Source organism: uncultured Bifidobacterium sp., assembly GCF_959020145.1.
GTDB lineage: Bacteria > Actinomycetota > Actinomycetes > Actinomycetales > Bifidobacteriaceae > Bifidobacterium.
The window spans coordinates 1-15,414 of record NZ_CAUEQY010000028.1 but is presented as its reverse complement, the minus strand read 5'-3'; the positions used below and the strand labels follow the sequence as shown (position 1 = coordinate 15,414).

At 55.9% G+C, this 15,414-nt stretch carries 11 protein-coding genes; 4 read left to right on the top strand and 7 right to left on the bottom strand.

Features of this window, described 5'->3' with window-relative positions; genetic code table 11:
• The first annotated feature begins 324 nt into the window (after positions 1-324).
• Positions 325-1,557, top strand: a complete 1,233-nt coding sequence (locus tag Q5H33_RS06880; protein ID WP_118269250.1) for a LacI family DNA-binding transcriptional regulator — start codon at positions 325-327, stop codon at positions 1,555-1,557.
• Positions 1,558-1,642: 85 nt separating this feature from the next.
• On the opposite strand, the gene Q5H33_RS06875 is transcribed toward Q5H33_RS06880, so the two are convergent.
• The 4 genes from Q5H33_RS06875 to Q5H33_RS06860 all read right to left on the bottom strand — a co-directional run bounded on the left by Q5H33_RS06875 (position 1,643) and on the right by Q5H33_RS06860 (position 8,842).
• Positions 1,643-4,081 (bottom strand): glycoside hydrolase family 36 protein, encoded by a 2,439-nt coding sequence (locus Q5H33_RS06875; RefSeq protein ID WP_302423709.1) that lies wholly within the window; start codon positions 4,079-4,081, stop codon positions 1,643-1,645.
• A 163-nt stretch (positions 4,082-4,244) separates the two neighbouring features.
• Positions 4,245-4,967 carry a hypothetical protein gene (locus Q5H33_RS06870; protein WP_004223435.1) on the bottom strand — a complete coding sequence of 241 codons (723 nt, stop codon included), beginning with the start codon at positions 4,965-4,967 and terminating at the stop codon, positions 4,245-4,247.
• Positions 4,968-5,161: 194 nt separating this feature from the next.
• On the bottom strand, positions 5,162-6,949 hold the full coding sequence (locus Q5H33_RS06865) for an ABC transporter ATP-binding protein (RefSeq protein ID WP_302423705.1): 1,788 nt from the start codon (positions 6,947-6,949) through the stop codon (positions 5,162-5,164).
• A 30-nt stretch (positions 6,950-6,979) separates the two neighbouring features.
• A complete protein-coding gene (locus Q5H33_RS06860; protein ID WP_034880384.1) occupies positions 6,980-8,842 on the bottom strand; it encodes an ABC transporter ATP-binding protein in 1,863 nt (620 codons plus the stop codon).
• 399 nt (positions 8,843-9,241) lie between these two features.
• On the opposite strand from Q5H33_RS06860, the gene Q5H33_RS06855 reads away from it, so the two are divergent.
• From Q5H33_RS06855 to Q5H33_RS06845, 3 genes are all read left to right on the top strand, one after another.
• Positions 9,242-10,339, top strand: coding sequence for an alpha/beta hydrolase (locus Q5H33_RS06855; protein ID WP_302423703.1), 1,098 nt, complete (start codon positions 9,242-9,244; stop codon positions 10,337-10,339).
• Between the two features lie 554 nt (positions 10,340-10,893).
• The gene (locus Q5H33_RS06850; RefSeq protein ID WP_153881456.1) at positions 10,894-11,046 is read left to right on the top strand and encodes a hypothetical protein; all 153 of its coding nucleotides are present in this window, start codon (positions 10,894-10,896) and stop codon (positions 11,044-11,046) included.
• A gap of 111 nt (positions 11,047-11,157) precedes the next feature.
• The gene (locus Q5H33_RS06845; RefSeq protein WP_117660054.1) at positions 11,158-11,979 is read left to right on the top strand and encodes an alpha/beta hydrolase; all 822 of its coding nucleotides are present in this window, start codon (positions 11,158-11,160) and stop codon (positions 11,977-11,979) included.
• A 197-nt stretch (positions 11,980-12,176) separates the two neighbouring features.
• Here the strand turns inward: Q5H33_RS06845 and Q5H33_RS06840 are convergent, their stop codons facing one another.
• From Q5H33_RS06840 to Q5H33_RS06830, 3 genes are all read right to left on the bottom strand, one after another.
• On the bottom strand, positions 12,177-13,307 hold the full coding sequence (locus Q5H33_RS06840; protein WP_004223453.1) for a glycoside hydrolase family 172 protein: 1,131 nt from the start codon (positions 13,305-13,307) through the stop codon (positions 12,177-12,179).
• 69 nt (positions 13,308-13,376) lie between these two features.
• Positions 13,377-14,255, bottom strand: a complete 879-nt coding sequence (locus Q5H33_RS06835; protein WP_004223456.1) for a carbohydrate ABC transporter permease — start codon at positions 14,253-14,255, stop codon at positions 13,377-13,379.
• Between the two features lie 68 nt (positions 14,256-14,323).
• The gene (locus Q5H33_RS06830) at positions 14,324-15,262 is read right to left on the bottom strand and encodes a carbohydrate ABC transporter permease (RefSeq protein WP_004223458.1); all 939 of its coding nucleotides are present in this window, start codon (positions 15,260-15,262) and stop codon (positions 14,324-14,326) included.
• Positions 15,263-15,414: the final 152 nt, after the last annotated feature.

Below are 15,414 nucleotides of genomic sequence, written 5' to 3'. Positions count from 1 at the left end.
GACGGTGGTGCCGTAGGAATCCCAGCTGTTCCAGCCCATTGGCGGTCGCCATGCTTTTGGCAGATCCTCGGTAGTCGCCATTGCCTTCTCCTTGTACAACGTTAGAAAAGCGTGCCGTTTACAGTATCTGACGTCATCCTTGACTTACTTGTTCGACTTCATCATCTTGGAAAACTTCAGATATGTACCGTTACATATTTTATAGCATATTTCAGAAATCACAATCATGATAGGATATCGGTGATTCTTTGAAATTTCAACGATTACCAGAAAATCATCATATATAATATCGTTACAGAAAAACTTGGCTGTAAGGAGCGGTGCATGGCAAACGGCAAACCGACATTGCGCGACGTGGCGGCGGAAGCCGGCGTCTCCCCCATGACCGCATCGAATGCGCTGCACGGCAAAGCCGGCGTCAAGGAATCGACGCGGGCCAAAGTGCTGGCAGCAGCGAAAAAACTCGACTATCGCATCAATCTGACAGCCAGCATGCTCAAATCAGGTCGCAGCAACATTATTCACATCATCGTCAACGAATTCGATTCGCCGTTCTATTCGAAGCTGACGCAAACATTGAGCCGCGAGATCACCTCACGCGGACTCACGCCGTTCATCGAGCAAACCCAGTATTCGCCGGACGCGGCCGAACATGCGCTGACCAGCAATCCGTTCTCAGGGCAGCTCTTCGACGGTGAGATTCTGCACGCCACCGGATTGGGCACGAATCTACCGCTCGCCAAACTCAACGGCGGGCGCCCTCTCGTACTGCTCGACGCATGCGAGGAAACGCCAACCGTGGATGCCGTGAATTTTCCCAACGAGGAGGGCGAACGCGCTGCGATGCAGTATCTGATCGCCCAGGGATGCCGGAATATTGCGATTGTCGGGCATACGTTCGTGCCGCGCGCCGAGTTGGCGCATGCGCAGAACGCATTTGCATTGCGACTTCGAGGAGCGTGCGCGGCGTTGCTGGACGCAGGATTGCCATATGACGAAACCATGGTGTTCGAAGGCGGTCGCTCCGACGAAGGCATTACCGCCGGGCACGCGATCGCCGAACGGATCATGGCGGCGCGAAGGACGGACTGCGGAGCCGGCGCGGGTGCTGGAGACCGCGAAACAGGCACGGCCGGAACCGCCGATTTCAACGATGCAAGCGGCAAGATTACGGGCAGATCGATCGAAACGACCGACAAGATTCCCGCAATCGCGTTCGACGGAGTGTGCTGCGCCAATGATTTCGCCGCATTCGGCGTGATTCGCGGCCTCGCCGACTATGGCATCCATGTGCCGCAAGACGTGAAGGTGATCGGATTCGACGGCGTGACTTCCGGAACCTACGCCACCCCTTCGCTGAGCACCATCCAAGTGGATCTCGACCAGCTTGCCAAATTCGCGGTCGATATGATTGTCGAACGGATCGAACGCGGCGAAGTGAATGATAATTCCAGCAATGACGGAAATTCCAATGATGCAGGCACGGTGCTGCCGCCGAGCCGCGCAACCATCGGATATCAGTTGGTCGAACGTGAATCCACGACCGCGATCATATAGCTATCGTGCGTTCCGCGCCCGATTGCAGCGGAACGCACGATAGCCGGAAATACGGCATTTCAGCGATTGGTTGGCTCAGCCCCGATCAGTCGCGGCGGCGAATGGCAAAGATGCGGGCGGAGGGTTGCTTGGAGGTGGCGGCGTTCAGGCGAACCGTTTCCGGATCCATGCGTTCGATAGTCCACGGTTTGGCATTGGGCGCATGGTCCGGTTCGGCAGGATTCGGAAACACCTGTTCAATGGTTTGATCCGCATCCAACGGCATGTTCACGGACGGTGTGCCGCCGCGACGCCACACGATGATGTAGTCGGGCTTATCTTCCGGCTGAGGTTGCTGATCGTTCTGCTCGGCAGCCTGCTCATTCCAAGCGGATTCGCCGTACGCATACGCGTCACGCATATCCGTTTCGACATGACGCAAGCCAACGGCAAGCCAATCGCCGTCGAAGTCGGGAAGTCCGGACGGCCAGAACGGCACCATATGCTGCTGGTCGGCAAGTACACAACGATGTAAGGCGATAGCGTCGCGAACGAGCGAAAGACGCGGCTCCGTCATGCGATCGATGAAACCAGACAGATACAGCCTGCCGAGCACACCCGTAGCAAGCGTGAACACAGCAGTCTCATCATCCATCTCTTGCTGAGCGTAACCCCAATTACCCTGCTGTTCCGGCAGAATCGTCATACCTGCACCAGCCGCAATCGCAGCATAAATCAGAGGATCGCACTGGTCGGAAGTGGACTGCAAATCCAAGCGGGACAACTGCGCGTAATCGGCGCGCATGGCACCGGAACCGCAGTTTTCGATCATCACATCCGGATGACGGCGACGCAGATCGTCAAGCCAATCCACATATGCGCGGCAATGCTCGAGCAGGCCATCGCCAACGGACTCGGCATTCAAATCAGTGCCGACGCCGGGAATGGTGTTGTAGTCGAACTTGAAGAACACCGCACCGAAATCGTCAATCAAACGATCAACAGTACGCGTAACATGCTCTCGCGCTTCGGGAGAACGGAAATCAAGCAGATAACGACCCGAATCGCACACGCGAACACCATGACGCTGGAAGAACGCGGAATCCGGCAACATGCTCGCAAGCGGCGATTTCACGCCGATCACTTCAGGTTCGAGCCACAGTCCCAAGCCCATGCCATGAGCACGAATCGTGTCGGCAAGACCGCGCAGACCGGCGTCGCCGAAACGGTTGGTGGAGGCCTGCCATTCGCCGACCATGTCCCACCAGCCGCCGTCGGTGCTGTCGTACCAGCCGGCGTCAATGCAGAAAACATCCGCGCCAACGCTTGCCGCACCTTCAATCAGCGGCAGTTCCTTCTCAATACGAGGGTCACCGAACAGCGTATTCATGTAATCGTTGTAGATCACAAGACCCTGCGTATGCTCGAACTGATCGACGCGCCCCAACTCACGAGCCTTGGCAATGCGCAGCGCACGACGCTGCAACGTCATTTCGGCAACAGCCTGCTGCCAATCGCCTGCGGCAATGGCAAACGACACAGGAACGGACTCGAAATCATTGCCTTCACCAAGATTGGTGAACCAACCATGATCCTTATATTCCGGACCGAACGCAGTGACGTGCAGACCGGGATCGTCCTCGCCGACTTCCCACTCCCACGGACCGTTATGCTCGATCTGCCACATTACGGAAAAATCGCGGGCGCGGCGTACCGAACCTTCCACCTGCAGAATGCCGGCCGGCTCATGCTCTCCCGAGCTCCATGTAGAAGTCGAGCTCATGGCAAAACGCGAACTAGACTGACCAGGATTGATTTTCTGGTTGCGGTTACGCACCTGAGTGTCACGCAGCGGACGAACACGCCAATCGTTTTCCACAGCCCAAGCGGCATCGCCCCAGAAAATATTCGAACGATGTACCTTGCCGCAGTTGACGCGCATCGGAACGGTCAGATTCAACGATGACACCGCTTCAATCGGCAGTTGCCTGGCGGACTGCAGACGCGTGTAGGTGCGCACTGCGGAAAGATTCGGGAACGCCTCGAATACGGAAGTGGCCACCAAGCCTGCATTGGAATCGGCGGAAACCGCCTCGGACGCGGAATTCGCGGCGGAATCGGCTGCGTCACGTTCGCTTGCCGTCGGCTCGAATTCACGACCTTTCGGTTCAAGATCGGCATACGGCGCGAACTGCGTGATCTCCAAACGGAACGGATCGGCGGAACCTGGTTCAGGTTCGGAAGCAAGCGCGGAAACGAATCGCAATTGGCTGCCGGCAACTGTGGCAATCAGCGTCAGTCGGTTGTCTTGCGAACCGGTATTGGCGGCACACACCTCAACAATCGGACGCGGATCCTTTTCAACCACTGGCTTTCCATCGTCAGACAAGCGACCATCGATCGGAACCATGTTGCGCCCTACAACGTTGCAGAGGCGAACGGGGGAATCGGCGGCAATGTCAAACAGCATGGAGACCACACCATTGCCCCATTCAAGGCGCCCATCCTGCCGAGGAACAAGGGGAGTCATATTGCCGTTCTCCATTGCCATCTCCTTCGAATTCCGAATGCCGCCTATCCGTTGACGTGCATCGTTTGACGTACCCTCACTAGCTTAAGCGGAAAACGGGGCAACCGCGATGTGCGTGTCTACGCACATTCAGCAAATATTCAGCAACTGAAATGACCGTTCGAAGACCAGCAAATACCTACTCGAATTGCAGATATTCCACGAATTGAATCGGCATATCCTTGGATTCCGTGATATTGCTGAATCCGAGAATAACCCCTTCTTTCGGCAGTCCCTTCATGGAAGTCCATGTTTTCGAATGGGACAAGTCGAATCCGACAGCGTCGTTCACATCGGAAACCGGATTGCCTTTGGCGTCGACCAGCGCATCCTTGACCTGCTCAAGATCGGCGGCACTCATCACTTCCGCGGGTTTGGTGATGTCGCCGCGATCATTGACTTCGGCGAAAATATCGGTTTCGGCAACAATCATGTTGATCTGACCTGCCGAAACGCGAGCCGTCAACGATGCGGAACCATCTTGCGCGGCATTCTCGCTAATCGCAATGGAGGCATCCGTCCGCACGAGACGCTCGTCTTCAATACCTTGCGTCTTCACAAAATCAGCGCCCAACGCATCAATCTGTTCGGAATATTCCGCCATATCGACACCTTCAAGACTCAGCTCGGCCTCGGGACCTTTGGTCACATACGAGATGACGAAAGCAAGTACCAAGCCGACCACTGCGATAATGATCAGCACATCGGTCAGAAAGTTCTGCTTGAAGTACGGCCACTTGTCTTTCGGCGGCAGTTCGCGAAAGGTTTTGAATTTCGATTGCTTCGCATACACGTTGGTGGATGCGAGCGCTGCGACCGCATCTTGCTGCTCCTGGGTGAGAACTGGCTTCTCTACTGCCATACCAAACCTTCCCGCGTTGTTTCATCGACGCATTCACGCGTCATCTTCATGCGCAGCAACATGCGTTGCTTTCTGACTTCCCTATCTTCCGCCTCGTACCTGATAATTTGCGGCTAGCCGCCGGCCGAAAAACGACAAGCGGCTAGCAGGAAGGCTGATTTCAAGCCAATCAGTCCAAGCCCTAATCAGCCCATTTAGACCTTGATCATGGCGTATTGGGAGTCGTAGAGGCGATAGTAGGCGCCACGCTTGGCGAGCAGCTCGGCGTGGTTGCCTTGCTCCATGATCTGCCCATGATCGATGTAGCAGATCATGTCCGCGTTCTCGATGGTGGACAGTCGGTGCGCGATGATGAAGCTCGTGCGTCCCTTCAGCAGGTGGTTCAATCCGGCCTGAAGCGCCTCTTCGGTACGCGTATCGATATTCGACGTGGCCTCGTCGAGAATCAGAATGCGCGGATCGGCCAGCAGCACGCGGGCGAATGCAATCAGCTGACGTTGACCAGCGGAAAGCGTGGAACCGCGCTCCTCCACCACCGTGTCGTATCCGTTCGGCAAATCCATAATGAACTCGTGCGCATGCACCGCCTTCGCGGCCGCTTCGATCTCAGCATCGGTCGCATCCAACTTGCCGTAACGGATGTTCTCGCGCACATTGCCGGAGAAAATGAACGTATCCTGCAGCATGACGCCCATCTGCCGACGCAACGATTCCAACGTGACCGAACGCACATCATGACCATCAATCGTCACCGAACCTTCTGCAACGTCGTAAAAACGCGACAGCAGATTGATAATCGTGGTTTTGCCGGCACCGGTCGGACCAACCAACGCAACGGTGCTGCCTGGCTCAACATGCAGATCAACCAGATTGAGAATATTGCGACCGTCAGGCTCGTAACGGAAAACTACATCGTTGAAATCGACGCGTCCTTCAATTTGCGGCAGTTCAGTCGCGTCAGGAGCGTTACGAATCTCCGGCTGCACGTCAAGCGTTTCGAAAATACGCTCAAGATATGCGGAACAAGTGATCAGCTGATTGTAGAAATTGCCGATGCTGATCACCGGATTCCAGAAATTATTCGCATAGCCAACGAACGCGATCAGCACGCCGGTGGAAACGTTCACCGCGCCGAAGCCCGTGACGCCCACATAGTAGATGAATGCGATCGTCATGACGGAAATGGTTTGAATGCCCGGCCACATGAGGAACTGGATATGCACGGCCTTCATCCACGAGGTGCGCACGTCGTCTTGCTGCCCTTGGAAGGCTTTGAACTGCGCCGCCTCCTGGGCGAAGGTCTGCGTGGTTTTCACGCCGGCGATCGACTCGTGAATGAACGCGTTGAGATTGCTCTGCTTGTTCGACAACACCTGATACGCGCGGCGCTGGAAATGCTGCAATACCAGCACCCACGCGATCAGGAACGGGAAGAGCACCAGGCTGAACAGCGCAAGCCGCCAATCGACCACGAACATGACCACCAGCGTGATCAGGAAGGTGAATACGTCGGAAATCACATTGATCAGGCCGGAACTCAACGTGTCGGAAAGCGTGTTCACATAATTGACCACGCGAATCAGGATTTTGCCGTGCGGACGCGAATCGAAATAGCTGAACGGCAGCGTCTGAATATGCGTGAAAATATCGCGGCGCATGTCTTTCAACATGAGCTGACCGACGCGAGTAATTTCGACGGTACGATAACGCAATCCAAACTCATACATCACAATAAGTACGGCCATCAACCCCGTTAATTCACCAAGTAAGGTGAGATTTTTCGACGGAATCGCGCTGTCAATCATGATTTTCGTCAAATATGGCACGACTACCGCAATGCAGCTCATCATGACGACGACGGCAAGAATGCGTATGATTCGCGACATATACGGCTTTACATAGACGCCGATGCGCAGAATATCATGCAGGTTGATCTGTTCTTCCAGCTCTTCATCTTCGCGGTATGTGTTACGTTTTGCCATGGGTTTTCCCCCTTTCCTGCTTTCCCGCGCCTACGCTTCGAAACCTTGCGAACGACCCGCCTGCAAGCCGAGCTGCCTGTAGTAGATCTCCCAATATCGGCCGTGCGCGGCCACCAGTTCGTCATGCGTGCCGCGCTCCACAATGCGGCCATGCTCAAGCACGAGGATCAGATCGGAATCTTTCACCGATGAAATACGGTGTGCGATGGTGACGATGGTTTTCTGTTCGTCCAGTTCGCGCAGATGGCGCTGGATTTCCGCTTCCGTTTCCATGTCGACGGCGCTGGTCGTATCGTCCATGATGAGGATCGACGGATTGTCGGCGAGCGCGCGTGCGAGGCTCAGGCGCTGTTTTTGGCCGCCGGAAAGGCCGACGCCACGCTCTCCGACCACGGTATCGTAGCCTTCCGGCATGCTGCGGATGAAGCCGTCCGCGCCGGCGATGGTGGCCATGCGGCGAATGTACTGTTCGTCGTATTCGCGTTGTTCGCCCGCGCCGAAGCTGATGTTGCCGCCGATGGTGTCGGAGAACAGGAACGTGTCTTGCGCCACGACGCACACTTGCGAGCGCAGTGTGGCGAGCGGCCAGTCTCGCGCGTCGACGCCGTCGATGAGCACATGGCCTTCGGTGGGGTCGTAGAAGCGGGAGATGAGGTTGACGAGGGTGGATTTGCCCGCGCCGGTTTCGCCGAGAATGCCGAGTTTGGCGCCTGCCGGAACATGGAAATCCACATCTTCGAGCACGGGGGTGTCCGGTTCGTCGGGGAAGGCGAAGCTGACATGCTGGAAGTCGATGCTGCCTGCGATGCGGGTTGTGTTGGTTGTTGCAGCGGTTGCAGCCGCTGTGCTGGCGTGATTCGCGTCGGCGCTGTCTCCCGGTTTTTCCGTATTTTCCGGCTTTTCCGTAATACGTGACTGAGCGGTGAGCAGTTTGCGGATTTTGATGCAGGATGCGTTGAATCGCTGCCAGTCGTTGATCAGCCATCCGGATTGGCGTACCGGCCCGTCGATCATCCACAGGTAGGAGTTGAACGCCACGAGATTGCCGAGGGTCATGCGCCCGGTGATGACCAGGAATCCGCCGAATCCAAGCGTGATCAGCTGCAGTGAGAAGCCGAGACCGTCGAGCCATGGCATGTATTTGCGGCTGTTGTAGGCCTGGTCCATGTTGCGTTGCATGTAATCGTCGTTGTGTTTGTCGAATTTTTCGGTTTCATACGGTTCGCGCACGAACGCTTTGACCACGCGGTTGCCTTCGATGTTTTCTTCGACCATTGAGTTCATTTCGGCAAGCGAGTTGCGGATGGCGAAGAACAGTGGTCTTGCGTGCGTGGAGAGTCCGCGCGTAAGGATGAAAATGAACGGCGTGACGCATGCGAGCGCGAGCGCGAGCCGCCAGTCGATGGTGAACATCATGGCGAGCGCGCCAATGAACATGACCACGCAGTCAAGCACCTGGTAGCTCACCCAGCTCAGCGCGTGGCGTATGGCATCGGTGTCGGAGGTCATGCGGCTCATGATGTCGCCGGTACGCGTGTGGTTGAAATAGGTGAAGTCGAGTTCGTGCAGTTTCTCGTATTCGTCGCTGACGAGACGGAATACGGAGTTCTGCCCGAAGCGTTCCATCCACATTTGGTAGCCGTAGCGCGAGGCGACGCGCACGATGGTGAACACGATCATCATGATGCACAGTCGCGTCAGTTCGTCGACTTGGCCTTGCACGATGACACGGTCCACGATGAGGCCTGACAATAGCGGAATGATGAGCGCCATGGTGTTGTTGACGCAGAACAGCACTATCGCGCCGGCCACTCGTGGCAGGTCGGGTTTGCAGTATGGCAGGATCCATTTAAGGTTGCCTGCTTCTGTATTACGATTCGGATCGACGTACATACGTAGCGTTCCTTCGGATTGTTTGCTGGTTGTCTGGGTTTTCGTGGGTTGGTTTTGCGTTTTTGCGTTGCTTTTACGGCCATTCGTTGCCGTTACGATTCACGTCCGTCGTTTGTCGAGCGTCCCGTTGCCGTCTCTCTCGGTCGAAACCCCTGTTCGGATTCGCAAACGCGACTTATTCTATGCGAACCGTTTTTTGATGCAACGTGAGTGATTTCGGCGTGTCGCAATCGCAATAAAATCAACGCATGTACCGTTACATAAATTCGCTCTGGACGTAAAGGAATACGGGTGATCGCAGTAGCGCTTTCTATATCGAACCGGTACGATATATCGAGGTGCGGCATTCCGATGACGGAACGGCCGCAATCGCATGAACATCATGAAAGGACGGCGTCGATGACGAGCACACAGACCATTGAGGAACTCAGCGCACAATGCGCGGCAAAATATGGCATCACCCGTGAGATGATCGACCATGCGGAACGTTGGACGGAAACCGACGGCGATCTCGAAGGCCTTTCCGAAGAGCGCGTCCGCGGCATTCTCGACATGCGTTTCGGCGCGACCGCGGTTGACACCCCGCGTTCCGAACTGTGGCACACACCTGACACAATCGACGTGATCGAAGATATTCCATACCTGCCTGACGGTGGCTACGATACGGAAGCCGGGCAGTGCAGAGGACATTTGCTCGACCTGTATCTACCGCACGATGCGGTGCTGCGCTGCGGGCATACGCTGCCGGTGTACATCGATATACACGGCGGCGGTTTCACTTACGGATATAAGGAATTGAACCGCAACTTCAACGTGCATCTGGCCGAAACGGGCTTCGCCGTATTCTCACTGAACTACCGACCGGCCCCGCAAACCGATTTGAGGGGTCAGCTGGCGGACGTTCAGGCGGCATTGCGTTGGATCAAGGCGCATTTGACTGATTATCCGGTTAATCCGAACGCCGTGTTCCTCACCGGCGATTCGGCAGGCGGCGCGTTGACCATGCTGACGTTGGCGATTGAAAACAATGCCGAAGCCGCGGCCGCATTCGGCGTGGATGAGCCTTCGGGCATTGGTTTCGCCGGTGCCGCTCCGGTGTGCGGTGCCTACAGTTCCGCATCGTTGGAAACCATGGGAAGCGAACTGACCGTAGGCTACGATCCGAATCGCCGCACCGGACTCGAACAGATGCTGGGCGTCGAATTCTTCGACGGCATCGAAGCCGCCGACCCGAAGTTCCTCACCGCCGAAGGCCTGGCGTTCAACGTCAACCTGCCGCCACTGTTCATCGTGACCTGCGGCGACGATTTCCTCGAGGCCGACAATCTGGCGCTTGCTGCCGCACTGGCCCGCAAGGGAGCCGATTTCGAACTGTTCGACCCGAAGCCACGCCGCCACGAAACGCTCGGCCACGTGTTCGTGATCGGCATGCCATGGCTTGACGAAAGCGTGGAATGCTTCGAACGCCTGCGCAGGTTCTCGTACGAGCGCTGCTGAATCACGAATGCCTGCACGCGACCACGCATAATCACCAGCATCACAAACGGCCGACCATGCATTACTCACGCATGGTCGGCCGTTTGTCTTGCAACTCTTTTCGGCAAAATCGCGAAACATAAATCGCGAATCGCACGAATCGCATGAATCGTGTTCAGAAAAGAAGAAAGCCGGCGGAAAGAAGGGCCGCCGGCTGAGAGAGAAGAGAGAAGAAGGGTTCAGTTATGGGGTTCTTCAGGAACCTCGCCAGCCGCCGTAACTGCTGACATGTTCTATATAAGCGCCCGAGTCTTGGAGGAATGATACGTGTTCCTGCCAATTAGCTGAGAAAAATGTATCAGACATGTGAGCGGCCATACACATTCGTGAATTCCGTCGAATGATCGCAACATTACTTCCGATTTGCCCAATCGCACGTCCATATCACTCACCCACTCCGCAAAAATCATCCATTTCACTGGACGATTCTGAAAAAACGCAAAATCATCCATTTCACCGGACGATATGTCGAGCTCAAGATGCTGCCGTTGTCTTTCTCGGAATACCGAAATGCATTGCAACCGACAGCAAATGACAATGCGCTGTTCGACCGGTATCTCACATATGGAGGTCTCCTCTACGTCACACAGCTCACCTTGGATACCATCGGGCTCGGCGACTACCAAGACATTCGACACCGCAACATCCTCGACTGGCTGCTCGAGTAGGACACACTCTCCCGACTGCACAATTTGCGTCCACGGATCACAAGGTACGAAAAATAGCGGGACCAAATAGTTCCTGCATAACGTGCGCCGTGTTCCACCTATGATGGATATATGAAATATTTCGAATATGAAATTTCCGGCATCGACGGCAGCGCAGCGAAATTCGTCGGATATTGCCTTGATAACAGCGAAGAAGTCGTTCCCGACCGTGTGCGTCCGTCTGTGCTTGTGATTCCGGGCGGCGGTTACGAAATGACGTCGGATCGTGAGGCGGAGCCGATTGCGATGCAATTTCTTGCGGCCGGTTTCAACGCTTTTGTGCTGCGATATTCGGTGAAGCCTTCCGTTTTTCCAGTTGCGCTGTTGGAAGCTGCCGATGCGATGACGATGATTCGTGAGCATGCCGCCGAGTGGCATGTCGATCCGGATGCGATTGCCGTGATTGGCTTTTCCGCAGGCGGTCATCTTGCTGCGAATCTCGCCACCTCCACCAGCGACGATGTTCTTGTCGCTCATGGTTACGATCCGGATGCGGTGCGTCCGAATGGTTTGATGCTCGCCTATCCGGTGATCACGTCTGGCCCGCTCGCCCATCGCGGCAGTTTCGATTCGCTGCTTGGTGAACGCCGCAACGATTCACAAGCGCTTGAATCCGTGTCGATCGAACGTCATATCGACGCCAAAACACCGCCGGTGTTCGTATGGCATACCGTTCCCGACGAAACCGTGCCATACGAAAACACACTGATGCTGATCGACGCTTGCAAGAAAGCCGGAGTCAGCATCGAAGCGCACCTATTCCCGCAAGGCGGGCATGGACTGTCGTTGGGCACTGCGGAAACCGCATGGCAGGGCGTCAACGGCATTGAACCGAGTATCCAGATCTGGCCGCAGCTGGCTGTCTCTTGGATGCGCAGAACGTTCGCACGATAATCAGCGCAGCAGACGCCGTGACATCTAACCCCATCTAGTCACGTTTCCCGCCTGCGCAACCCGCACCCTGCATCTGCACAACCCATAAAATCGGGTTAAAACCCGGGTTGTGCAGACGCAGAACGCAAGTCGCGCAGACAGCACAACACCCCCGAACCGACCGGATAGACCGAAAATCGTAAGCTCGGGGGCAAAAATCAGCGGGGCTGACGGAAGCGACGATCGCCAATCGGATCGAACGGTGTATGCGGCTCGAGCTGATACCAGTACGCGACGGAAGCGACGTCGTCCTGACGCTCGAAATTGCCGCCCTCCTCAGTACCGATCTGCTGCCATTCCACACGCAAATCATGTTCGAAATAAATCGGATCGGGAATGTGCCAGCGATACAATCCGCGGGTCACCGGCGTATTCACATCCCAATACGCGCTCTCGCGATGCGAGGCGAGACGCTGCGAATAGAACGGGAAACCGACGTACGGCGCACAGAACGTCTGCTCATGCATACGCCCATGCTCGTCAAAATCGGCGAAACTCCACGCGCCACCGAAATAATCCTCGGCACCGGTGCTGCACCACGTGGGATACTGGTCGTCCCCATCGATGTACATCTTGACTTCACCCTCGCCCCACCAGCGGCTTTCCAACGCGGTGAGCGCCAGATACGTGCCGATATACGCGCCACGACCATGCACGCCGTCGAGCACCACATAGTCGCGGGCCAGTTCGGTGACGCGCTCGCGACGCCACTGCGCATGAAAACGCATGGTGCCGGCCGGAAGCGCGTCATATTCGGTGTAGTCGATCTGGTAGAAGAACGCGGGAACGTCTTCGTTGTGATCGTTGCGGAGCACGATGCGCGCATGTTCGAACGGCATGGAGAAGTAGCAGTTGAAACCGCGATTGGGCACGACCACCACCGGCATCGAATTGACTCGGCAGGCCTGCGCGTGGCCGCAGCAGAAGAAGTCGCCGACCGGGCATTGCACGGACGGGGTCTCCTCGCCATCCCAATAGAATTCCAGGATCAGGTTGCGAAGCACGTTCGGACCGGTAGACGACGTGCGGTCGGTGACCGTCATCCAAATATGGCGGATCACGCCCGGACCGTCCACATCCATCAAAGTGACGCTCTCCCCCGCTTTCACGGTCTGGATGCACGGACTGCCCTTGCGCGACGGGCCAAGTGCACTGGCTGCAGTGGCCGCAGCGCCCTTGCCGCCCGTGGGATTCTCGGCGTTCACGCAACGTGTGCGCCCTGGTGCCGCAACCGCAAGCAAGTCCAGCGGACTGCGCGCGGCGAACGCACCCAACGAATCAACCTGCATATCGTGACGTGAGCTGTTTTGCATGGTGCTCCAATCGTTATCTCGAGTCATAAGAAACCCCTTTTCCCGCTACTTTACGGCACCAGCGGTAATGCCCTGCGACAACTTGCGCTGGAAAATAATGAAGAAAATAATAGTCGGCACAATGCTCAGCAGCGAAGCCGAAGCAAGTGTGGTCGCATCCATCGTGCGTTGGCCCTGCAATGTGGCGAGCGCCAGCGGAATGGTCTGCACGTCGTCGCCCATCAGGAATGCCATCGGAATCATGTATTCGTTCCACGTCCACACGAAGAAGAACACGAACAGCACGCTGATGGTCGGCCAAGAAATTGGCAGCACCACCTTGCGCAGGATTTGCCAGCGAGAGGCGCCGTCGATGGCCGCGGCCTCAAGGATGGCCTGCGGGAACGTGCCGTATACGGAGGACAGCAGATAGGTGCCGTAGGCGCTTTGGATGATGGTGAAGATGATGATGATCGCGAGTTTGGTGTTGTACAGACCGACCTGCTTGAACATGGTGTACAGCGGGTAGAGCAGCGCTTCCTGCGGCATCATATTGGCAAGCATGATGGCGAGCACAATCCAAGTGTTGCCTTTGACCCTGCCGATGCCGAGCGCGAAGGAGTTCAGCACGGAAAGCACGACGGCGGCCACAGCCACTACCAGCGAAATAACCAAGCTGTTCCAGAATTTCAGCGGGAACTTGGTGGTGGTCCAGAAGGAGATGATGCCGTCCATGGTGAAATGCTTCGGCAGCGAAAGCGGGCCTGTTGCATTGTAATCGGCGGGTGTTTTGAACGCGTTGACGGTGAGCACGAGCAACGGGAAAAGCACGAGCAGTGCGGCTGCGATGAGCACGATGAGGGTGATCCAGTCGCCGGTCGAGCGCACATGTTGGGTTTTCTTGGATGCTTTCCGCGCTGCCGATGCGGTCATGGTTTGCGTCATGGTTGTTTCCTCGACTTTCGAAGTCTTGCGAGTCTTACATGTTACGGGTCAGTTGCGGTTTGAACCGTTCAGACCAGTTCCTTTTCGACGTGCTTCTGCACCATGGTGAACACGATGGAGAACACGATGATGACCACGGTGAGCGCTGTGGAGATGGCCGCGCCGTAGCCGACTTGTTGCACTTGGAAGAATTGATTGTAGGAATAGTATGATGGCACGGTGGTTGCCGTTCCCGGCCCGCCTTTGGTGAGCAGATAGACCGGTGCGAAGGTTTTCAGCGCGCCGATGGTGGCGGTGAGGATGACCACCAGCAGCTCGGGAATGATGGACGGCAGCGTGACCACACGGAATTTCTGCCACCAGTTGGCTCCGTCAAGACCGGCCGCCTCGTAAAGTTCAGGATCCACGCGCTGCAGACCGGACATGAAGATCACGATCGGATAGCCCAACTGGATCCACACCAGAATGAACATCAGCACCGGAAGCGCGCTATCAGGGCTGCCGAGCCAGTTATGCTGCAACGATCCCAGGCCGAGCTTGACGAGCAGCGCGTTCACCGCGCCATCTTCCGGACGGAAGATCCAGCCCATGATGATGGCCGCGACAGCAACCGGCAGCAACTGCGGCAGGTAGAACATGGCTCGCAGGAAGGAAGCCGTCTTGCCGCCGAATTTCTTCTGAATAACGTCAGTCAGCAGTGACGAAATAAATAGTCCAAGAATCGTAGGAATAACTACGATAGCCACAATAATCCAGAATGAATTAGCGAATGAAATCCAGAACGTGGAATCAGCGAACAGACGTTTCCAATTCTGCAATCCAACGAATTTAACCGGGCCGACTCCACGCCATCGAGTGAAACTCAAGTAAATGTTCCACACGAATGGAATAACGACGATAACGAGCAGACCTACCAGTCCGGGAACAAGATATGGTACGAATTTTGCGGAACGGTTTCCGGGAAGCCTTGACATTGAGACTCCCCCGTTTTTGGTCTTCTTTGACATTTTGGCTTTTCCTTTGGTTGCGCTGCGTTGCCTGTGAATATTTACGATTGCGATATTGGTTCGCAAGTTGTAATTTGCGATACCGCACGGGATTATTCATGATTGATACTGAGCAAAACCGGAATAATCCCGTGCGATGTCGGATATGAGAT